The sequence below is a fragment of the Erythrobacter tepidarius genome, from assembly GCF_002155695.1.
In the GTDB taxonomy this organism is placed as follows: domain Bacteria; phylum Pseudomonadota; class Alphaproteobacteria; order Sphingomonadales; family Sphingomonadaceae; genus Erythrobacter; species Erythrobacter tepidarius.
Genome location: NZ_MUYJ01000002.1, coordinates 132,945 through 154,521, shown reverse-complemented (window position 1 = coordinate 154,521; position 21,577 = coordinate 132,945). Strand labels below are relative to the sequence as shown.

Here is a 21,577-nt window from a genome sequence, read left to right as displayed (position 1 = left end):
TGTGGCAGGGCCCTCCCGACCACGCGGCTGCACTGTTATTTACAGCAATGTCAGCGCGCATCAACCGGATTTGGTTGCGGCCACGCTGAGGTCATGGCGTGCTTACTCCCGTTCCATCTCGCGCACTTCCACCGGCAGGCCGACCGCTTCGAGCTGGGGCGCGACCTTGGCCGCATCGCCCACCACGACCCACACGAAATCATCGACATCGAGCGCCGCGCGCGCTGCGGCATCGAGCGATTGGCGGGTCTGGCCTTCGTAGCGCGCGACCAGCGTTTCGTAGTAGTTGTTGGGGCGGCCGTAGAGCGCATTGCTCTGCATCGCGCCAAGCACGGCGGGCGAGGTTTCGAAGCTGCCCGGCAGCTCGCCGATCTCAGCGGCGACATTGCGGGTCAGTTCTTCCTCGGTCACGCCTTTGACGGTCAGGAACTCGCGGGTTTCCCTGATCATCTCGGCAAGCGAATCTCCGGTGCGGTCGGCCTGCACACCGCCGCTGATGGCATAGACCACCGCGTTTTCGTAGGTCTGCGGCGCGCCGCGCACACCATAGCTCCAGCCCTTGGTCTCGCGCAGGTTCATGTTGAGCCGCGCAAGGAAGTTGCCACCCAGCGCATTGTTGGCGTTGGTGAAATCCTCCCAGGCCGGATCGCGTGGATCGAGATTGGCGCGCTGTGCGCCGAGGATGAAGCTTTGCGGCGAATTGGGGCGGTTGATCAGCACCACGCGCTTACCCGCGGGCTGGCCTGCGGCGAGTGCTGCAAAATCCTTGGTGCCCTTGGACGTGGCGGGTGCGGCCCAGTCGCCGAAGGCGGTGTTGAGCGCGGCAAGGATCTCGCCCAGCGGACGATCGGAAATCACGAATACCTCGCCGTTGTCAGGACGGATCCAGCGCTCCTTGAACGCGATCACATCCTCGCGGCTGATCGCCGCGACGCTGGCGATGGTTGATACCCGGCCATAGGGCGCAGCCGGGCCGAACAGTTCGGTGCCGATCGCGCGGCTGGCAATCCCTTGCGGCGAGCGCATCTGCTGGCGGATGGCGGTGATGGTCTGCGCCTTGACGCGGTCGATATCGCTCTGGTTGAAAGCCGGCTCGCGCACGATCTGGCGCAGCAGATCGAGCGAGGGGGCAAGGTTGCTCGACAGCGCCGAGAGCGTGAAGCTCGAACGATCGGCGCTGCCTCCGGCCGTTATCGAGACGCCCAGCCGTTCCCGCGCCTCGGCGATCTGCTGCGCGCTGAGCATTGCGGTGCCTTCCTGGAACAGGCCCATGGTCATGCCCTGCAGGCCCGGCAGGTTGGCCGGATCGGCCGCGCTGCCGGCGTTGAAGGACAGCGTCACATAGGTCGCCGGCACCGCGTTGCGGCGGGCGTAGGTCACCTTCATCCCGTTGGCGAGCGTGGCGCGCTCGATGTCGGGAAAGTCGAGCTTGGCGATGGTGGCGATCGGCGGGGCCGGGCGCTGTACCGAGACGTTGATGGTCTCGGCTGTACGGTCACGCTCGGAGGCGTTGCCTTCGGCCTTGACCGAGGCGGCTTCCGCGTAGGCGGCATCGCGCGGGCCGGGTTCGAGCACCACGGTCATTGCCGGGCGGGTCAACCAGCGCGCCATCGCTGCCTTGACGTCGGCCGGGGTAAGCCGGGCGAGGGCTTCGAACTCGCGCGCGTAGAAGGCCGGATCGCCGGCCAGCACCTTGCCCTCGGCGAGCGTCTGAGCCTTGCCGCTGAAGCCGCCGACCTGCTCCAGGCCGCGGATCGTGCGGGCCAGCGTGCTGGTGACGGCGCGGCGCACCTCGTCCTCGGTCGGGCCTTCGGCGATCATCTGCTTGATCACTGCATCCATCCGCGCCTCCAGCACGGCCGGATCGACACCATCCTTGGCGGTCGCCCCGACTTCGAGCATCCCGACCCGCTGGAAGGCGGAATTGCCCGCCGAGACATTGACGGCGAGCTGCGCCTCGCGCACCAGTTCCCGGTCGAGCCGGCTCGATGCCAGCCCGCCGAGGATCGCCGCGCCCACGTCGAGCGCGATGCGATCCTTGCCGGTGATGCCTTCGACCGCCCAGTAGCGGGTGACGCTGGTGGCCGCGACCTGATCCTTGAAGGTCTTGCGCACCGGCGCGGCCAGGGTCGGCACCTCGGCCTCGGCCGGATCGTTCACCGGCCCGCGCGCGATCGGGCCGAAATACTTCTCCACCAGCGGCCGCGCCTCGGCAGCGGAAATGTCGCCGGCAAGCACCAGCGTCGCATTGTTGGGGCCGTAATTGTCGCGGAACCACTGGCGCACGTCCTCCATCGAAGCCGCGTCGAGATCAGCCATCGAGCCGATCGTGCTGTGGCGATAGGGGTGGCCTTCGGGAAACAGCGTTTCGAGCACCTCGTAATAGACCAGCCCGCCCGGCTGGTTGTCGCCCTGGCGCTTCTCGTTCTGCACCACGCCGCGCTGGTTATCGAGTTTCTCCTGGGTCACCGCGCCGAGCAGGTAGCCCATCCGGTCGCTTTCCAGCCACAAGGCGCGTTCGAGCGCGGGGCGCGGCACGGTCTGGAAGTAGTTGGTGCGATCGAACCAGGTGGTGCCATTGTAATCGGTCGCACCCATCTCGGAGAGATACTGGAAGTAGTCGTTGGGCGCGTTTTCCGAGCCGTTGAACATCAGGTGTTCGAACAGGTGGGCAAAGCCGGTCTTGCCCTCGGGCTCGTCCTTGGAGCCGACATTGTACCACACCGTGACGTTGACGATCGGTGCCTTGCGGTCCTCGTGTACCAGCACGGTGAGGCCGTTGGCGAGCCGGAACTCCTCGTAGGGAATCTTGACCTGCGCCACCAGCGCGGAAAGGTCCGCCCCGGCCTGCTGCGCGGTTGCGCCTGCGGCATGGCTATCCGCCAGCGCAGGCGTCAGCGGCGCAGCCAGCGCAAGGGCAAGCGCGGCACGGCTCGCGGTGGCAAAACGATAGCTCATGGAATTCTCTCCCTATGGGAAAAACCTTGGTTACGGGAAGGCAGGATCAGCGCACGCGGCTGCCGGCGTTGGTGACGCGCAGGCGTTTGCTGGCATGCGCCAGCACATCCTCGCGCCAGAAATGCACCGGCTTCAGCCGATGTTCGACAAACAGCTTCATCTGGTCGGTGTAATGCCGACTCTGCGGCCGGGTGCTGGCCGAACCGAAGGGCTGGATCGAGCGCGAGAACACCCGCTTGCCCGGCTGCCATTCGACCCACTGGATGAAGCTGTCGCCATGCTTGAGGCTGAGGCGGCCGTCATCGTCGATATCCCAGGTGGTCGAGGCGCGCAGGGTGTCCGAGCCGCCGTCGAGCGGCAGGTCGAGCCCGCCCTGCCTGAGGCGCAAAAGCTCCCCCATCGGCGGATCGAGCCGACCGAAATGGGTGAGCAGGTGCGCGCCGGCCGCGGCCAGCTTTTCGGCCACGTTGGGGAAAGGCTTGTTGTTGTAGTCGGCTGACATGAAGTCGCGGATCACCAGCAGCGCCAGCGCATCGGCGCGGCCCCTGCCGTCGGCGGTGAAATCCCAGCTCAGCAGCAGATCGCGCGCCTCGGCAAGCCTGCCCTTGGCCTTGAGTGCGGCCAGTTCGTCGAACAGCCGCGCGACATAACCCCGGCGCTCGTAGCCGGTATCGTATTTGATCGCCTCGAGCGCCTTGCGGTCGAGCACGCTGGCCTGCGACAGCAGCCGGTAGGCGCGCCACGAGCGGTTGGTCTGCTTGAGTTCGATGCCCAGCAGCGGCGAGAAGGCCGCAGGATCAAGATCGCTCCCGCGGCCTGCTGCGGTGAAGGGGGTGTTGTTGGAATTGTAGAGCCAGCCGCTGGCCGGGTTCACGATCCGCGGCAGCGCCTCGTAATCGACCGCGCCCTGCCAGATCAGGTCCGAACGGTTGCCGGGCAGGACATTGCGCCAGTCGGCCTTCACATTCTCGGGTCGATCGGGGATCGCGGCATTATAGACATAGGCGATGGTGCCCTTTTCATCGGCATAGATGAAGTTGGTGGAGGGGATCGCGAGGCGGGCGATCTGCGCCTCCCACTCGGCAAAGCTGGTGGCCTTGTTGAGGCGGTAATAGGCATCGAGCTGTTCGAGCCGCCCGATTCCGCCGTAACGGATGGCAAAGGCGCCCTTGTCGTTGCGGATGACCGGGCCGTGGACCGAGCGCAGCACCTCGCGCCGGACCGGCAGCACCACCGGCCCTATCTTGACCGGCAGCGTTACCCACGTGCTCTCTAGGTCGTGCCATCGCCCGTCGAGCCGGTAGCGGGTGCCGCTCGCGTCGAGTTCGAGACTGTAGACATCGATCATGTCGGGCGTGTTGACCGTGTTGGTCCAGCCGAGATGCTCGTTGTGGCCCAGGAAGGGGAACGGCGAGCCGGGGAAGTTCGCACCGGCAAAATGCCAGCCCTCACCGCTTTCGACGACGAGTTCATACCACGCCACCCCGCCGCGCAGCGGCTGGTGCGAATTGGAAATCAGCGTCGTCGTCCCGCCGCCCTTCCGCGGCGCGACGGCAAAGGCGTTGGAGCCAAGCTGTTCGGCATCCTCGCCCAGCGGCAGCACCAGACGGCGGGCCTGCCTTGGTGCAACGGCAGGTTCGGGCGGCGCGGCGACCGGCAGCGGCGGACGCGGGAAGCCGGGTATGTCGGGGCCGTGCTCGCGGCGCAGGTTCTCGCCTGCCACCAGCGGGCCGATCACCCCGTCCAGGCCGAAGAAGAATGGCTGGCGCAGCGCGAAACCGGCGGCCACATCGATCCCGCTGATCGGGAACAGGTTGGCAAGCTTGACTTCGTCCGGATGCCTGGCGGCATAGTGGTTGAGGCCCGCGGCATAGGCTTCGAACAGCGCGCGGGTGTCCTCGGGCAGCTTGGGGTAATTGGCCTCGGCGGTGCCGCGTGCGTCGATCAGGTGATAGACGTAATCGATCTTGGCCCCGTCCTCGCCCGCAATCGCGCCATATCGTCCGCGCGCCATGGCGACGACATCCTGCAGGGTGAAGAAATCGTCCTCGGCATGGGCAACCGCGATCCCGAAGGCGGCGTCGGCGTCGGTCTTGCCGTAGATATGCGGCACGCCCCATTCGTCGCGGATGATCTCGGCCGAATAGTCCCGGCCCCTGGGCGGATTGGCCGCGCTGGCGAAGTGCGGTTCCCATGTGGCCAGCACCGCGAAGACCAGAACGCACAGCGCCACCAGCGCAATCGCGCCGTGCTTCAACCACTTCATGCCACTTCTCTCCTGCCTCGGCGGGCCGCTTCATCGCCCGCGCGGGGGGAGAGGTCAAGCACGGCGCCATTTGTCGTGCCGGCCCTTGTTTTGCGTCAAGGACGAAACCACTTAGCCGGGCAAGACATGTGCCGGGCCGTTTTTTCAGGGCGCGCCTTGTGTTGCAAAAAAGCAACACTATTTGGACGGGGCAACCTTTGGAGGGGTTAGAGCAGATGAATCTCGAAAAATTCACCGACCGCGCGAAAGGCTTCCTGCAGGCCGCCCAGACCATCGCGATCCGTCTCAATCACCAGCGCATCACTCCGCTGCATATCGCCAAGGCCTTGCTGGACGACAGCGAGGGCATGGCTGCGGGCCTGATCCAGCGCGCCGGTGGCGATGCCCCGCTGGCTTCGACCGGAGTGGATGCGGGGCTGGCGAAGATCCCGGCGGTCACCGGTAGCGGCGCACAGGCGACTCCGGGGCTCGATAATGATGCGGTGCGGGTGCTCGATACCGCGGAACAGCTCGCCGACAAGGCGGGAGATTCCTACGTCACGGTCGAGCGGATACTGACTGCGCTGGTCCTTTCGCAGGGCCCTGCAGGCGAGGCGCTCAAGGCCGCCGGCGTGACCCCGCAGAACCTCAACGCCGCGATCGAGCAGTTGCGTCGCGGCAAGCGCGCCGACAGCGCCGGGGCCGAGAGCACCTATGACGCATTGGAGAAGTTCGCCCGCGACCTCACCAAGGCTGCGCGCGAGGGCAAGCTCGATCCGGTGATCGGCCGCGACGAGGAAATCCGTCGCACGATCCAGATCCTTGCCCGCCGCACCAAGAACAACCCCGCGCTGATCGGTGAGCCAGGCACCGGCAAGACCGCGATTGCCGAGGGCCTCGCGCTGCGCATCGCCAATGGCGACGTGCCCGACAGCCTCAAGGGCCGCACGCTCATGGCACTCGACATGGGCGCGCTGATCGCAGGGGCGAAGTATCGCGGCGAGTTCGAGGAGCGGCTCAAGTCGGTGCTCGACGAGGTCAAGCACGCCGAGGGCCAGATCATCCTGTTCATCGACGAGATGCACACGCTGATCGGGGCGGGCGCGTCGGAAGGCTCGATGGATGCATCGAACCTCTTGAAGCCCGCGCTTGCGCGCGGCGAACTGCACTGCATCGGCGCAACCACGCTCGACGAATACCAGAAATATGTCGAGAAGGATCCCGCGCTCCAGCGGCGGTTCCAGCCGGTCTACATCTCCGAGCCGACGGTCGAGGACACGATCTCGATCCTGCGCGGGATCAAGGACAAGTACGAGCTGCACCACGGCGTGCGCATCACCGACGGCGCGATTGTCGCGGCGGCGAAGCTGTCCGACCGCTATATCCAGAACCGCTTCCTGCCCGACAAGGCGATCGACCTGATGGACGAGGCCGCCAGCCGCATCCGGATGGAAGTGGAAAGCAAGCCCGAGGAGATCGAGGCGCTCGACCGACGGATCATCCAGCTCAAGATCGAGGAACAGGCGCTCCAGAAGGAGACAGACCAGAACTCCAAGGATCGCCTCGTCGCCCTGCGCGAGGAGTTGGCCAACCTCGAGCAGCAGTCGGCCGAACTGACCACCCGCTGGCAGATCGAGCGCGACAAGATCGAAGCCGAAGGCAAGCTCAAGGAAGCGCTCGATGCCGCGCGGCTCGAACTCGAGCAGGCCCAGCGCGAAGGCGATCTGGCGAGGGCCGGGGAGCTGTCCTACGGGCGTATCCCGGAGCTCGAAAGGCAGCTCGCCGAAGCCCAGGGCCAGGCCGCCAACGCGATGCTGCGCGAGGAGGTGACCGAGGAGGACATCGCCGGAGTCGTTAGTCGCTGGACGGGCGTGCCGGTGGACAAGATGATGGAAGGCGAGCGCGAGAAGCTGCTGAAGATGGAGAGCATCCTCGGCGAGCGCGTGATTGGCCAGACGCAGGCGATCGAAGCCGTGTCCAAGGCCGTGCGGCGTGCGCGTGCCGGTTTGCAGGACCCTGGGCGCCCGCTCGGCTCCTTCCTGTTCCTCGGCCCGACCGGCGTCGGCAAGACCGAGCTGACCAAGGCGCTGGCCGGGTTCCTGTTCGACGATGACAGCGCGATGGTGCGGATCGACATGAGCGAGTTCATGGAGAAGCACGCCGTCGCCCGCCTGATCGGCGCGCCGCCGGGCTATGTCGGTTATGAAGAGGGCGGGGTGCTGACGGAAGCCGTGCGTCGCCGCCCCTACCAGGTGGTGCTGTTCGACGAGGTCGAGAAGGCGCACTCGGATGTCTTCAACGTGCTGCTTCAGGTGCTCGACGATGGACGCCTCACCGACGGGCAGGGCCGCGTGGTCGATTTCAGCAACACGCTGATCATCCTCACCTCAAACCTCGGCAGCCAGTATCTCGCCAATCTTCCCGACGGAGCGGACGTGTCCAGCGTCGAGAAGGACGTGATGGATGTGGTGCGCGCGCATTTCCGGCCCGAATTCCTCAACCGCCTGGACGAGATCATCCTGTTCCACCGGCTGGGTCCGGAGCACATGGCCCCGATCGTCGAGATCCAGGTCAAGCGGGTCCAGAAACTGCTGGCGGATCGCAAGATCACGATCGAACTGACCGATGCCGCGCTGCGCTGGCTCGGGCGGGTGGGCTATGACCCGGTCTACGGCGCGCGTCCGCTCAAGCGGGCGGTGCAGCGCTACCTGCAGGATCCGCTTGCCGAGATGCTGCTCGAAGGCAAGCTGCCCGACGGCAGCACGCTGGTGATCGACGAGGGTGACGGCCAGCTGGAGATGACGATTCGCTGATCACGGGCCGAAACGCCTTGCGTAAGATTATTGCAAGCCTTGGCCTCATTCGGCAAGCAGGGCGGTTTGTTGCGTGCAAGCCGCCCTATTTTTTAACATTCAAAAAGTCACAAATTAACAAAATTTCGATCATGGCCCGTGTCGGCCCCTGAATGTGGGATTGACGCAACACCGTCAGGAAAAGTGCCCCCTGCGTGGCCAGCGCTTTGACATCAATGTAACGCTATTGCACAAATCGGGCACTGCGGGGACTGATTTAGACAACCATCGATCCGAAGTCCTGTCACATGGGGCAATGATGTGACGGGTACCGGGGTTGTTTTTGCTGTCTCCGGTTTGGGCAACTGGAGTGATCATGAAGAAATTTCAGAGCAATTCGCTGAAGGCGCTGGCCTTCTCGGCCTCGGCCCTTGCTTTCCTTGCGGCAGGCCCCGTTTTGGCGCAGGATGAGGCCGCGCAGGAAAAGGAAAAGGAAGAGCCGGCTTCCGTCACCACCGACGCCGAAGGCAAGCCGGTTACGGGCGGCAACATCACCGTGACCGGTTCGCGCATCGTGCGCGACACCTATAGCTCGATCTCGCCGCTTCAGGTGCTCACCACCGAAAACCAGCAGGCGGTCGGTGCCTTCGATCCGGCGCAGATTCTCCAGCGTTCGGCGGCGGCTGCGGGCACCCAGATCGACGCGACCTTCAACGGTTTCGTGCTCGATAACGGTCCGGGTTCGCAGACCGTCAACCTGCGCGGCCTCGATCCCAGCCGTACGCTGCTGCTGGTCAACGGCCGCCGCCTCGCCCCGGCGGGCGTGGAGGGTGCGCCGACCAGCCCCTCGGTCAACCTGATCCCTGCCACGCTCGTGGATCGCTTCGACATCCTCACCGACGGCGCTTCCTCGATCTATGGTTCGGATGCGGTCGCGGGGGTGATCAACATCATCCTGCGCAAGGATTTCGATGGCCTCGAACTTCAGGCCGTGGGGGATGTCAACCCGCAGGGCGAAGGCGAAGATTACACCATCTCGGCGGCCTGGGGTAAGAATTTCGATCGCGGCGTGTTCGGCATCGGCGCCGAGTACCAGGTGCGCGAGGAGTGGAAATTGCGCGACCGCGATTTCCTGCGCGGATGCACCACCAATCTCGAAGAGGATGCCGACGGAAACATCTACCGCCTCGGCATCTCCGACAACGCCTTGGTGCGCTCGCGCTCCAACAACACCATTCGCGTTTCGGAAAGCGAATGCATCATTTCCGGGATCGGGGGGCGGATCTTCCAGCCTTACGCCCGTTTCGGTTCGGTCTATTTCCCGGCCAACGGAAATATCGCCAACTTCCCGATCGATCCGCGCACGGGCCGTCCTTTCAACTGGGCGGAAAACACCAATGCTTTCGGCCGTGAACTGGACACCAACGGCGACGGCATCCGTGACGTCGACTTCCAGAACGTCAACACCAACGCGAGCCCGGAAGAACTCGATCGCACCATCGTTTCGGGCCAGGAGCTGATCAACGTCTTTGCCTACGGGGAATACACCTTCCCCGGCGATGCCAACATCACCCCGTTCTTCGAGGCCGCCTATACCCGCGCGGAAATCAAGAACACCGGCGCTGGCCTGCCGCAGATCTTCCCCTCGGTCCCCGCCCAGAACATCTTCAACCCGTGCAACTTCGTGACCAACGCCAGTGGTGTCGACTGCCGCTCGGTCGACAACGCGCTGAACGGCCTTACCAATGGCAGGCCGCCGGCGCTGTCGGTCGGCATTCCGCTGCCGACCATTCCGATCGTGTCGATCATCGGCGACCGCAACAATTTCGAGGTCACGCAGGAACAGTATCGCGGTGTGCTCGGCGTGCGCGGCGACCTGCCCTTCATCGGTTCGAGCTGGACCTTCGAAGTGGCCGGGACCTACTCGCGTTCGGTCGGCAAATCGTCGCGCTTCGGGATCCGCGAGGATCGCCTCGCGCTCGCGATCGGTCTCGATCCGACGGCCGATTATGACGGCGATGGCGTGTTCGACAATGACGGCGATGGCATTGCCGACGACTACAACGACGGCATCGATGTCTTCTTCGGCAACCCGCTCTACATCGGGGAGTGCAACGTCGCCGGCCTTGCCAATCCGGGCGCTGCGGCGCCGGGGCTGACCGAAGGGTGCGTGCCGGTCAACCTGTTCGCGCCGAGCGTGATGACCGGTGCGGTCGGCGATTTTGCCTCGCAGGCCGAACGCGATTACCTGTTCGACAACCGCAGCTTCAGGACCACCTACGAGCAGATCATGCTCTCGGCCTACGTCACCGGTGATCTGTTCGAACTGCCGGCCGGCTCGGTCGGGGTGTCGTTCGGCGGTGAATGGCGGGAGGATACGATCAACTCCCAGCCGAGCTTCATTGCCTCGAACGGCCTGCTGTTCGGCTTCTTTGCCGATGGCGGTGCTTCGGGTTCGAAGTGGATCCGCGAGCTGTTCGGCGAAATCGACGTGCCGCTGATCGCGGGTGAGCCGATGGTCGAAGAGCTGACCGTCAACATTTCGGGCCGTCTGACCGACGAGGAGTTCTACGGCACCAACGGCACCTTCTCGCTCAAGGGCGGCTGGCGTCCGGTGGCTCCGCTCCTGCTCAAGTTCAGCTATGGCACTTCGTTCCGTGCACCGAACCTGCGCGAGAACTTCCTGCGCGGCCAGTCCGGCTTTACCACCCTGTTCGATCCTTGCGCCGTGCCGGATGCGGCCTTTGTCAACGGGGCCTATGATCCGACGCTCGATCAGCGTGAGAGCTTCGTTCTCGCCAATTGCCGGCGGGAAGGCCGCGATCCGACCCGCGTCGGCATCGATTCGGAAAACCTCAACACGATCCAGACGGTCAGCGGCGAGATAACCCAAGGCGGTTCGCTCGATATCGAGGCGGAAACCTCGCGCTCGATCACGGCTGGCTTTGCCTTCGAGGAGGACTGGGCGAGCAGCTTCCGCTTTGCCTTCAACTTCAATTACTACGACATCAAGATCAAGGGCGCGATCATCGAGCCGACGGGACAGTTCATCATCAATGACTGCTATCTGCGCGAGGATTCGGCACGCAGCGAATTCTGCGACCGTATCGAGATCGACCCGACCGATCGTGCGCTGATCAGCGGGGTGCAGGCCGGCTTCCTCAACCGTGACCAGGAATCGGTGCGCGGGATCGACCTGAACTCGACCTTCGGCTATGACCTGAATGTCGGCGGCGAGACCATTGGCCTGTCGCTCAATCTTCAGGCCAACCACCTGATCGAGCGCTCCAACGTCCAGCGGACCGGGGTCGACACTTTTGTGACGACCAATTTCACCGACCGCTTCGGCTTCCCCGACTGGACGGGTCTTGCGACCTTTGGCGCAAGCTGGAACGATTTCCGGTTCATCTATCAGGTGCGCTACATCGACGCGATCGGCAACTCGGACTCGAATGGCGTGCGCTGGCGTGACCGCATCGGCTTTGGCGATGCCTTCAGCCGTGGTCCGAACGGCGAATTCTCGCCGACCTGTCTCGGCAACGGTTCGGCCAATGGCGTCGTCCCCGGCGATGGCGTCTTCTGCCGCCCGGTCGGCACGGCGCCCGAGTATTTCGAGCACACCGCCTCGGTGCGCTGGGATAATGGTGACCTGCGCCTGATCCTCGGGGTCCGCAACATCTTCGACGAGGCTCCGCCGCAGGTTTCGCCGCGTTCGGGGATCCTTCAGGTTTCCAACACGCCGATCGGTAACGGCTACGACCTCAACGGCCGGGAATTCTTCGGTCAGGTCCTGTACCGCTTCTGATCGAGGGACGACCTGAAAAGGCAAAGAAAAGCGGCCTCTCGCGCAATGTGGGGGGCCGTTTTTCTGTTCGCGTACAAGGTGGGCGAGACACCCGCACCTGATTGCGATAGTCTCATCGCTTGGTTTGGCTTCACACGGGTAGAGTCGCACGCATGAAATTTCTCAAGACCCCCCTTTGGGCCGCGATGGTAGGTGTGTCCGTCATCGGCCTGTCGCTTGCCGCGCCTGCCGATACGCAGGCGCAAAGCGCGGTGCCGATCGACGTCTGGGCGCTGCGCGAAGTCGTCAATGCGGTGCAGGTCTCGCCCGATGGCAAGCACGTGCTGGTGCACAAGATCGAGAGCAAGGACGGCGAGTATATCCTCGAGATCTACAAGACCAACGACCTGTCCAAGCCGTTCCGCCGCCTCAACGCCGATCCGATGGAGATCATCAGCGCGCAGTGGGTCAGCAATGATTTCATCTTCGGCAGCGCATGGCAGGTCAATCGCACGACGGTGAAGGGGCCGGAACAGGATGTGCGCGACTATCTTGCCTATTCCTACAGTCTCGAAGCCAACAAGTTCACCCGCGTCGATGGCAATTTCGGCATCGTCAACACGCTGCCGAACGATCCCGATCACGTGCTGATCAGCACCGGCACGGCAGTGGCCGATCCGACCGGCGTCGATCCGCTCGCCGCCTTCCGACCGCGTTCCTACTACAAGTTCAACCTCAAGACCGGCGCGCGCGAACTGGTGCTGCGCACCGGTGGCAAGATCCGTTCGGTATCCGCCTGGGACAATGAAGGCAATCCGCGCTTCGCCGTCTCGCCCGATCTCGATGCCGGCAAATATATCTACTATTACCGCAAGCCCGGCGACAGCGACTGGACCAAGTTCCAGGAGCTCGACATCGAAGATCCCAAGAACATCTACCGCGTGCTGAGCGGGTTCCACGGGATCGCCGGCTTCGATCCGAACAATCCTAATATCGGCTACTTGATCGACAATCCCAACGGGGAAGACAAGGCCGGCCTCTACGAGTTCGATTTCACCACGGGCCAGATCGGCAAAAAGCTATTCCAGGCCGAGGATGCCGACGTGATGGGCATCCAGTTGCACTCCATCCCCGGCAACGAGAAGCTGGTGGCCGCGCGCTACCCCGGCCAGAAGATGGAACGTTTCTGGTTCGACGAGGAGGAAAAGGCGCTCCACGAGGCGCTCGAACAGCAGATCCCTTACGCCTGGCAAGTGTCGATCTCCAGCCGTTCGCTCGACGGCAAGACGATGATCGTCACCAATCGCGGGCCGCACGATCCAGGCTCGTTCTGGCTGGTGATGGACGGCAAGCTCGCCAAGCTCGGCAGCCGCAATCCGCTGGTCGATCCCGCACAGCTCTCGGACGTGAAATATATCCGCTACAAGGCCCGCGACGGGCTGATCATCCCCGGCTACGTGACGATTCCCAAGGGCAAGCCGCCGTTTCCGCTGATCGTCCAGCACAATGGCGGCCCGGCGGTGAACGGCATGGTGAGCTATGACGAGATGGGCCAGATGCTCGCCTCGGCTGGCTACATGGTGTTCCACCCCGAAAACCGCATTTCGACCGGATGGGGGCAGAGGCATTTCGATGCCGGCTACAAGCAGCACGGTCTCGCCATGCAGGACGACAAGGACGACGGGGTGAAGTACCTGATCGAACAGGGGCTTGCCGATCCCAACCGGGTCGCCTTCTTCGGCTGGTCTTATGGTGGCTATGCCGCGCTGGTCGCATTGAGCCGCGAGGAGCAGCTCTACCAGTGCGCGATCGCGGTGGCGGCGGTGGCCGATGCCGAGAAGCAGTATCTCGGCCGGCGCGATCCCACGCTCAAGACGCTCGACGACTGGAACCGCCACCGCGGCGGAACCACCGTCAACCCGATAAACGAGGTTTCGAAGGTCAACATTCCGCTGCTGATGGTGCACGGCGATGTCGACCGGCGGGTGATGTATTACCACCTCAAGGACTACCAGAAGGCTTTCGAGGCGGCGGGCAAGACCGGCGAATTCATCACGCTGAAGGGGGCGGACCACTTCGGTAACACGCTGATGTTCAGCCACCAGCAGCAGCTCTACACCAAGATGCTCGACTTCCTCGCCAACGACTGCGGCCCCGGCGGGCTGTAGGAAGGCGGGCTTCAGGCCCAAAGCAAAAGGGGCCTGGCCGCAACAAGGCTGGGCCCTTTTGGTTTTGTGCCGGACAGGGCCACGTCGCGCCGAGCGGCGATTACTGGCCGTTCATGCCGACCTGCTGGCTTTCCACGATGTCACGCGCACCGCGATTGCCCGTGCGGGCGGCAATCTCCCATTCGCGGTTGGTCATGCAGGTTTTCTTGCGCTTGGCGAGCGAACCGATCACTCGCTCGCTGCGGCAGCGCACGTATTCGGGGTGATTCTTGTCGGTGATTTCTTCGGCTGCGGCGAGTTTGGCCGTTTCCTGGTTCGTCACGGCGGTGCCGGTCGCCCGCTGCTGTTCAGGCTCCTTTTGTTGCGGCGCGGCCGCGGTGGCCTGCAGGAGAAGCACGGCAGGGAGCGCGGTAGAGAGGGTGAAGATCATGAGAGTTCTCCCTGAAAAGCGGTGGATCCAGCATACAGAGTTAGGCAGATAAAGAAAGAGGACGGGCCTTGCGACCCGCCCCCTTTTTTGCGTTTCCGGCTTTGATCAGAAGCGGAACTGAACCGCCGCTGAGTAGCGACGACCCAGAGCGTCGTAGGTCGACGGGAACACGTTACCGCTGTTGAAGGCGGTGGTGCCGATGGTCGAACCAACAACGGTCGGCTGGTTGTCGAACAGGTTGGTTACGGTCAGCGTCAGCGTCAGATTGTCCATCGCATAGAACTGCGCCGTGAGGTCGAAGTAGCTTTCCGAGGGGATCTGCGTGAAGTCGACGTCACCGAACACCGGCGAGTTGCCCGAGAAGGCCGGACCCTGCGAAGCGATGTCCAGCGGCTCCTGCTCGGTTCCGCTCAGATAGCGCCAGCGCAGCGAAAGCATCGCATCGTCATCGAAGCGGAAGGACCCGCGGGTGTCGAACACGAACTCCGGCTGGATCGAGTCGCAGTTGACCGAGTAGAACCCGACGCAGTTACGGAACGGCGAGGTGGGCGAACCGGCAATCGCTTGGAAGCGGTTCTGGTTGGTCCATGTGCCATTCACCGACAGATCGAAGCCGATCAAGCTGGTGATATCGGTGCCCCAGTTCAGCGACACGTCGATCCCGTCAGTCTTGATCCGACCGAGGTTGGTCAGGTTCAGCAGCAGGCCGCGCAGTTCGCTTGGCGCACCGTCAAGACCGCCAGTGAGCGGGTTACGTTCGATCAGCTGGCAGAAGGGGTTGGAGCCGAAGTTCAGGTTGCCGCTGGCGTAGCAGCCATCAATGATGTCACCGATCTCGGGCGAATTGATCGCACCGTCAAGCTTGATGTTGAAGTAGTCGACCGAGAACGACAGACGCGGAAGCGCCGCGGGAGTCGCAACGAAGCCGACCGTCCAGGTCTTGGCGATCTCGAAGTCCAGATCGATGTTGCCACCTGTGGTCACGTTGATCTGGCCGGCAGCGGGTTGCAGAATGCTGCCGATCGTCCCCGCCGGAGCGCCCTGCGCTTGGCAGACCGCCGCAAGCTGGGGATTGCTGAGCGGCGCAGCACCGGCGCACGGGTCAACAGCGAGGTTGTCCAGCCCGGTCGTTGCCGGGAAGAACAGTTCGCCGATGTTCGGCGCACGCGCGGCGCGCGAGTAGTTGCCGCGGATACGCAGACCCTGGACCGGCTCCCACGAACCGCCCGCCTTCCAGGTGAATTCCGAACCCACGATGTTGATGTCGGAATAACGGCCACCCAGTTCGAGGGTCAGACTTTCGGCGAAAGGCACGCCTTCGAGCAGCGGAACGATAAGTTCCCCGAACAGGTCGATGTTCTCGTATTCACCGGTGAAGTTCGGGTCAGCACCGCCGCCGCCGACCACCGCACCCGGGGTCTGCGACGCTTCATCCGACTCTTGGCCAGTGGCGTAGCGGCGGTAGTCTGCACCGATCGCGAAGGCGACCGGGGTTGACGAGATCGCGAAGGGCAGGTCGCCCGAGATCAGGCCGCTGACCGTGCCGATTTCCGAGGTGTCCACAACCTGCTGGGTCAGGTTAAAGGCGAAGCCGATCGCCTCCGGCGAGCCGAGGTTGCCTTCGGTGCCGAACAGGTTGATGGGAGCGCAACCACGTGAGGTGTCGATGCAGCGCACGCCACCCGAACCATCAGGGATCGCCAGCACCGCCTGCTGCAGGCGGTCGAGACGGGCAAAGCCGCCCTGACGCTGGATACGCTCGGATTCACCATAGGTGGCCGACACTTCCCAGTTGATGTCATCGGTGATGCCGCCGCGGGCACCGACCACCAGGTTGAACAGGGTGGTGGTGAAGTCGGAGAAGCGAACGCCCGCTTCGACCGAACGACGACGCACCTGCGCGCCGAACTCGACGTAGTCCGGGTTGGCCGCACCGTTGGGCAGGGTCGGACCAAACGGCGTGTTGCGCGCGGCAGCATACTGCGCCGGCGTCAGACCGAGACGATTGCCGAAGCGCTGGGCGATGGCTTCCGGGATGAACGGGTTGTTGAGGTTGAACCTGTAGGTGTTGAAGAACGAACCACCCGGAGCGATGATCGTCGAGACGGTCTGCCGGGAGAACACCCCTTGAGTGAACAGTTCGACCGCGTCCGACACTTCGTAGTTTGCCGAACCGTAGATATTGTAGCGTTCGAACGGGGTCTGAAAGATGTTGAACGGGTTGAAGTTGAACGGACGGTCGAACGGCCCGATATCGGTGCCGGCCTCGTTGATCTGGCCGACAACGGCCGGCCCGGGGCCCGGAGGGCCGATGATAACGGCCGGGACCGCGTTCGACGAGCCGCCGGCAGTGCCGGTGAAGGAGTCGACGTTGAATTCCGAGAAGGAACGGTCACCCTGAAAGACTTCGTCGACCTTCTGGTAGCCGATGCTGAACACCGCGTTGCCACGACCGTCAGCGAAGTTGCCGCCCATGGTCACGTCGACACGGTGGGTGAGGCCGTCGCCACGCTCGGTGATGAGCGAGCTGGCATCAACCTGGACGCCTTCGAAATCCTTCTTGGTGATGAAGTTCACCACGCCCGAGATCGCGTCAGCGCCATAGGTGGTGGTGGCGCCACCGGTCAGGACTTCGGTGCGCTCGATTACGGCGAGCGGGATGTTGTTGAGGTCGACGCGGCCGGTTTCGTCCGCCGGGACGAAGCGGCGACCATCAAGCAGCACGAGGTTACGCTGCGAGCCGATGCCACGCAGGTTGACGAAGGCCGCACCGCCGTTACCGTTGTTCACCGCCGAACCGATGCTCGGCACCGCCGAGGGAAGTTCGCGCAGGAACTGTTCGGCGTTGTTGATCTGGCGCAGCTGGAGTTCGGTCTCGCTGACGACGCCGACCGGGCTCGAGAGCTTGAGGTTGGGGTTCTCGATGCGCGAACCAGTGACGATGATCGTCTGACCCGAAGTGGGCTCATCGGTCGCGGTCTCGGCTTCTCCAGCATCCTGCGCGAACGCAGGCGTTGCCGAAAGGGCAAGGCCGAGCGCGATCGTGCCGACGCCCAGCCTGAGATTGGTCGAGATCTTCATATTTTTACGTTCCCTTTGCTCATGTCCGGCCCGGAAAGGCCGACCCAAGATGTTACCGAGTGACGGAGCCGGATAGCTGGCCCGCCAAAGCGGCCATTTATCAGGTGCGAAAATTCACCCCTTGCGAGGCGAGATCACACGTAGTGCTGTCCTTGTCCCATGCCCGCATGGAAGCCAAGCATTTCCGACGCGCAGCACGCCGTTCACGCTGCGATTGTCACTTGAACGCAACAGTGCGTTATGGCGGCTTCAGGTGATTCGTGATGCAAGGATGCAGTGCCCTCGGATCGGACCGGCACGACCACCGCTGGGCGCCCGCAGTACCATCATTTTGCTGGCTTGATTTGCGCCTGCGGCTTCAATAGGCGGTTGGCCCAAGGCAAGTGGCGATACGCAACTGATTATCCGCCTGCCCGCGCCCGGCCTGACAAGGTCCGACATTCGGATTGCATGGAGAAAGACATGAGCACTGCCTATATCGTCGAAGCCGTCCGCACCGCCGGGGGCCGCCGCGGTGGCCGGCTGGCCGGGGTGCACCCGGTCGATCTGCTGGCCAAGTCGCTGGACGCGGTGGTCGAGCGTTCGGGCATCGACCCCAAGGCGATCGACGACGTGATCACCGGCTGTGTCTCACAGGCGGGCGAGCAGGCGATGCAGGTCGGCCGCATGGGCGTGCTGGCGTCGAAGCTCCTGCCCCAGTCCACGCCCGCGGTCACGATTGATCGCCAGTGCGGCTCCTCGCAGCAGGCGATCCACTTCGCCGCGCAGGCGGTGATGAGCGGCGTGCAGGACGTGGTGATCGCCAGCGGCGTGGAAAGCATGAGCCGCGTGCCGATGGGCTCCAACGTCACGCTGCACATGAAAGAAGGCCTCTACAGCAAGGCGGCCGGCCTTGAGGAAAAGTTCCCCGGCATCAATTTCAGCCAGTTCATGGGCGCCGAAATGATCGTCAAGAAGCACGGCTTCACCAAGGACGAGCTTGATCGCTTCGCCCTGACCAGCCACGAACGCGCGATTGCGGCGACCAGGGCGGGCGCCTTCGAGCGCGAGATCGTGCCAGTCGAAGTCGAGACCCCCGAGGGCACCCAGCTGCACACCGTCGATGAAGGCATCCGCTTCGATGCGACGCTGGAAGGGATTGCGGGCGTCAAGCTGCTATCGCCCGACGGAGCGCTCACCGCGGCGACATCGAGCCAGATCTGCGACGGTTCCTCGGCGGTGCTGGTGGTGTCCGAAGCGGCGCTGAAGGCGCACGGACTTACCCCGCTGGCGCGCATCCACAACCTCACCGTCACCGCCGGCGACCCGGTGATCATGCTCGAAGAACCGCTCTTCGCCACCGACCGCGCGCTGGAGCGGGCCGGGATGAAAATCGCCGACATCGACCTTTACGAAGTCAACGAAGCCTTTGCCTCGGTGCCGCTGGCATGGCTCAAGCACACCGGCGCCGATCCGGAGAAGCTCAACGTCAACGGCGGCGCGATCGCCCTCGGCCACCCGCTCGGCGCCAGCGGCACCAAGCTGATGGCGACCCTCGTCCACGCCCTGCGCGCGCGCGGCAAGAAATATGGCCTGCAGACGATGTGCGAAGGCGGCGGCGTCGCCAATGTCACCATCATCGAGGCGCTCTGATGCGTTTTTGCCTGCGCTTCGCCGGCCAGGATCCTCGCTCAAGCGCCGCCCGGGCTGAATTGATCATCCCAATCTGAGAGGAAAGCCAATGGAAGTTTCTGCCAATACCCCTGCCGTCGTCACCGGCGGTGCCTCGGGCCTCGGCGCGGCCACGGCCCGTGCGCTGGCGGCGAAGGGCGCCAAGGTTGCGATCTTCGATATGAACGAGGAGAAGGGCAACGCCGTGGCTGCCGAAATCGGCGGCATCTTCTGCAAGGTCAACGTGACGAGCGATGCGGAAGTTGACGCCGGTTTTGCCAAGGCGCGCGAAGCCCATGGGCAGGAGCGCATCCTCGTCAACTGCGCGGGGATCGGAAATGCGATCAAGACCGCAAGCCGCTCGAAGGAAGACGGCTCGATCAAGCACTTCCCGATTTCGGCCTTCGATTTCGTGATCCAAGTTAATCTGATCGGCACCTTCCGCTGCATCGCTAAGTCGGCTGCCGGGATGCTGACTCTCGATCCGATCGACGCGTTCGGCGAGCGTGGCGCGATCGTCAACACCGCCTCGGTCGCTGCCGAAGACGGTCAGATGGGCCAGGCCGCCTATTCGGCATCGAAGGCTGGCGTGGTCGGCATGACCCTGCCGATCGCCCGCGACCTGATGGCCGAAGGCATCCGCGTCAACACCATCCTGCCTGGCATCTTCGACACCCCGCTGCTCGCCGCCGCGCCGCAGAACGTGCGCGATGCGCTGGCTGCGTCGGTGCCGTTCCCCAAGCGCCTTGGGATGCCGGAGGAATATGCCAAGCTGGCGCTGTGCATGATCGAAACCGGCTATTTCAACGGCGAGGACGTGCGCCTCGACGGCGCCATCCGCATGGCGCCGCGCTGAGCCGATATCGCAATCAGCCAATTGCCGCCCCCCGCGCCGCCCGGCGCGGGGGGCGGTTGCCTTTCCGGCTCGCAGGTTTTCCAGGCGAAGGGCCGCTTTCCTACATCCGGGCGCGTCCTCTGGCATGTCCCCATGCCGCGCGCCTGGCCCTTCCTGCTTTCGTCCCCTGTCAAAATCGCACCCCTGCGCGAGGCTTGTTTTCGTGTTCTGGACAGTGTCTCATGTGTCTCCAACAGCCCCGAAGATGAACGGCGTGCAGAGAGGATTCCCATGAGCGATTACACCCAGATCATCGTCACCAAGGCGGGCGGCATCGCCACCATCACCCTCAACCGTCCGGAGAAGATGAACGCCTATACCCGCACGATGGGTGAGGAGATCATCGCGGCGATGGACGATATCGACGCCGATGATGCGGTGCGCGCGGTGATCTTCACCGGCAGCGGCGAGCGGGCCTTTTGTGCCGGTGCTGACCTGACGCCCGAGGGCGGAGGGCAGGTGTTTTCCGATCCGACCGAGGTCGAGGATCTTTCCGACCCGAGGGTGCGTGACGGCGGGGGCCTGCTGACGCTCAGGCTGTTTGAATCGAAGAAGCCGCTGATTTGCGCCTGCAACGGCGTGGCCGTCGGTGTCGGCGCGACGATGCAGCTGGCGATGGACATCCGTCTGGCCAGCGCCACCGCGCGCTATGGCTTCGTCTTCGCCCGGCGCGGGATCGTGCCCGAGGCCGCTTCGAGCTGGTTCCTGCCGCGTATCGTCGGGATCAGCCAGGCGCTTGAATGGTGCTATACCGGCCGCATCTTCGATGCCGAAGAGGCCAAGGCGGGCGGGCTGGTGCGGTCGATCCATCCGCCCGAGGATTTGCTGATCGCCGCGCGCACGCTGGCAAGCGAGATTGCCGAGAACACCTCGGCGATCTCGGTGGCGATGACGCGGGCGATGATGTGGCGCCTGTCTGCCGCCGATCACCCGATGGAGGCGCACAAGATCGACAGCCGCGCGATCTATCGCCTCAGCCGCGGAGCCGATGCCAAGGAGGGTATCGCCAGCTTCCTTGAGAAGCGGCGGCCAGCCTATCCGGGCAAGGTCAGCGCCGACATGCCCGACTTCTACCCGTGGTGGGAAGCGCGACCCTATGCATGATACGGGGGCAGGGCGGCTCGCAGGGTTTCTGCCTTACCAGCTGTCGATCGCGTCCAATGCGGTGAGCGATCTGATCGCCGAGCGCTATCGCAAGCGCTTCGCGCTCAAGATCCCCGAATGGCGGGTGATGGCGATTCTCGGTGACGCAGGCAGCATGACCCAGCGTGCGCTGACGGCGGCGACGCTGATGGACAAGGTCGCGGTCAACCGTGCGGTCAAGGTGCTGGAGGAGCGCGGGTTGGTGGCGCGGGCGGCCAACCCGGAGGATGGACGCTCCTATCTGCTCGAACTGACCGGCGAGGGCAGGGCGATCCACGAGGAGGTGATGCCGCTGGCGCTGGCGACCGAGCGCGACTTGCTGAGCGGGTTCGCGCCCCAGGAGCAGACAATGCTGCGCGAGATGCTCGCGGCGCTCCGGCTGCGGGCGGGCGAGCTGGCGCGCGGTCAATCCTAGCCCCGAACGGCGCACC

The 21,577-nt window shown here is 64.1% G+C and carries 11 protein-coding genes; 7 read left to right on the top strand and 4 right to left on the bottom strand.

Features of this window, described 5'->3' with window-relative positions:
• Positions 1 to 102 precede the first annotated feature (102 nt).
• Positions 103 to 2,958 (bottom strand): M16 family metallopeptidase, encoded by a 2,856-nt coding sequence (locus tag BZF61_RS02430; protein WP_086617043.1) that lies wholly within the window; start codon positions 2,956 to 2,958, stop codon positions 103 to 105.
• Between the two features lie 46 nt (positions 2,959 to 3,004).
• Entirely contained in the window at positions 3,005 to 5,224 is a 2,220-nt protein-coding gene (locus tag BZF61_RS02425; protein WP_086617042.1) for an acylase, read from the bottom strand.
• 215 nt (positions 5,225 to 5,439) lie between these two features.
• Between BZF61_RS02425 and clpB the strand changes: the two genes are divergently transcribed.
• From clpB to BZF61_RS02410, 3 genes are all read left to right on the top strand, one after another.
• A complete protein-coding gene (clpB, locus tag BZF61_RS02420) occupies positions 5,440 to 8,016 on the top strand; it encodes an ATP-dependent chaperone ClpB (protein ID WP_086617041.1) in 2,577 nt (858 codons plus the stop codon).
• A gap of 355 nt (positions 8,017 to 8,371) precedes the next feature.
• Positions 8,372 to 11,800, top strand: a complete 3,429-nt coding sequence (locus BZF61_RS02415) for a TonB-dependent receptor domain-containing protein (protein ID WP_086617040.1) — start codon at positions 8,372 to 8,374, stop codon at positions 11,798 to 11,800.
• Between the two features lie 152 nt (positions 11,801 to 11,952).
• Complete coding sequence (locus BZF61_RS02410) at positions 11,953 to 13,947, top strand: alpha/beta hydrolase family protein (protein WP_086617039.1); 1,995 nt, start codon at positions 11,953 to 11,955, stop codon at positions 13,945 to 13,947.
• A gap of 100 nt (positions 13,948 to 14,047) precedes the next feature.
• On the opposite strand, the gene BZF61_RS02405 is transcribed toward BZF61_RS02410, so the two are convergent.
• Together BZF61_RS02405 and BZF61_RS02400 are read right to left on the bottom strand one after the other, a co-directional pair.
• Positions 14,048 to 14,377: a hypothetical protein gene (locus BZF61_RS02405; protein WP_086617038.1), complete on the bottom strand. Its 330-nt coding sequence runs from the start codon at positions 14,375 to 14,377 to the stop codon at positions 14,048 to 14,050.
• Between the two features lie 105 nt (positions 14,378 to 14,482).
• Positions 14,483 to 17,458, bottom strand: coding sequence for a TonB-dependent receptor plug domain-containing protein (locus BZF61_RS02400; RefSeq protein WP_169711927.1), 2,976 nt, complete (start codon positions 17,456 to 17,458; stop codon positions 14,483 to 14,485).
• 462 nt (positions 17,459 to 17,920) lie between these two features.
• Here BZF61_RS02400 and BZF61_RS02395 point away from each other — a divergent pair, with 462 nt between their 5' ends.
• The 4 genes from BZF61_RS02395 to BZF61_RS02380 all read left to right on the top strand — a co-directional run bounded on the left by BZF61_RS02395 (position 17,921) and on the right by BZF61_RS02380 (position 21,561).
• A complete protein-coding gene (locus tag BZF61_RS02395; RefSeq protein WP_086617037.1) occupies positions 17,921 to 19,090 on the top strand; it encodes an acetyl-CoA C-acetyltransferase in 1,170 nt (389 codons plus the stop codon).
• 88 nt (positions 19,091 to 19,178) lie between these two features.
• Positions 19,179 to 19,964: an SDR family NAD(P)-dependent oxidoreductase gene (locus tag BZF61_RS02390; protein ID WP_086617036.1), complete on the top strand. Its 786-nt coding sequence runs from the start codon at positions 19,179 to 19,181 to the stop codon at positions 19,962 to 19,964.
• Between the two features lie 270 nt (positions 19,965 to 20,234).
• The gene (locus tag BZF61_RS02385; protein WP_086617035.1) at positions 20,235 to 21,107 is read left to right on the top strand and encodes a crotonase/enoyl-CoA hydratase family protein; all 873 of its coding nucleotides are present in this window, start codon (positions 20,235 to 20,237) and stop codon (positions 21,105 to 21,107) included.
• Positions 21,100 to 21,561, top strand: a complete 462-nt coding sequence (locus tag BZF61_RS02380; protein WP_086617034.1) for a MarR family winged helix-turn-helix transcriptional regulator — start codon at positions 21,100 to 21,102, stop codon at positions 21,559 to 21,561. The genes BZF61_RS02385 and BZF61_RS02380 overlap by 8 nt, the downstream gene beginning before the upstream one ends.
• The last annotated feature ends 16 nt before the right edge of the window (positions 21,562 to 21,577 follow it).

Coding starts and splice junctions, on each gene's coding strand:
- BZF61_RS02400 (WP_169711927.1), bottom strand. CDS start 17,458: ATGAAGATCTCGACCAATCTCAGGCTGGGCGTCGGCACGATCGCGCTC.
- BZF61_RS02405 (WP_086617038.1), bottom strand. CDS start 14,377: ATGATCTTCACCCTCTCTACCGCGCTCCCTGCCGTGCTTCTCCTGCAG.
- BZF61_RS02395 (WP_086617037.1), top strand. CDS start 17,921: ATGAGCACTGCCTATATCGTCGAAGCCGTCCGCACCGCCGGGGGCCGC.
- BZF61_RS02385 (WP_086617035.1), top strand. CDS start 20,235: ATGAGCGATTACACCCAGATCATCGTCACCAAGGCGGGCGGCATCGCC.
- clpB (WP_086617041.1), top strand. CDS start 5,440: ATGAATCTCGAAAAATTCACCGACCGCGCGAAAGGCTTCCTGCAGGCC.
- BZF61_RS02430 (WP_086617043.1), bottom strand. CDS start 2,958: ATGAGCTATCGTTTTGCCACCGCGAGCCGTGCCGCGCTTGCCCTTGCG.
- BZF61_RS02390 (WP_086617036.1), top strand. CDS start 19,179: ATGGAAGTTTCTGCCAATACCCCTGCCGTCGTCACCGGCGGTGCCTCG.
- BZF61_RS02415 (WP_086617040.1), top strand. CDS start 8,372: ATGAAGAAATTTCAGAGCAATTCGCTGAAGGCGCTGGCCTTCTCGGCC.
- BZF61_RS02425 (WP_086617042.1), bottom strand. CDS start 5,224: ATGAAGTGGTTGAAGCACGGCGCGATTGCGCTGGTGGCGCTGTGCGTT.
- BZF61_RS02410 (WP_086617039.1), top strand. CDS start 11,953: ATGAAATTTCTCAAGACCCCCCTTTGGGCCGCGATGGTAGGTGTGTCC.
- BZF61_RS02380 (WP_086617034.1), top strand. CDS start 21,100: ATGCATGATACGGGGGCAGGGCGGCTCGCAGGGTTTCTGCCTTACCAG.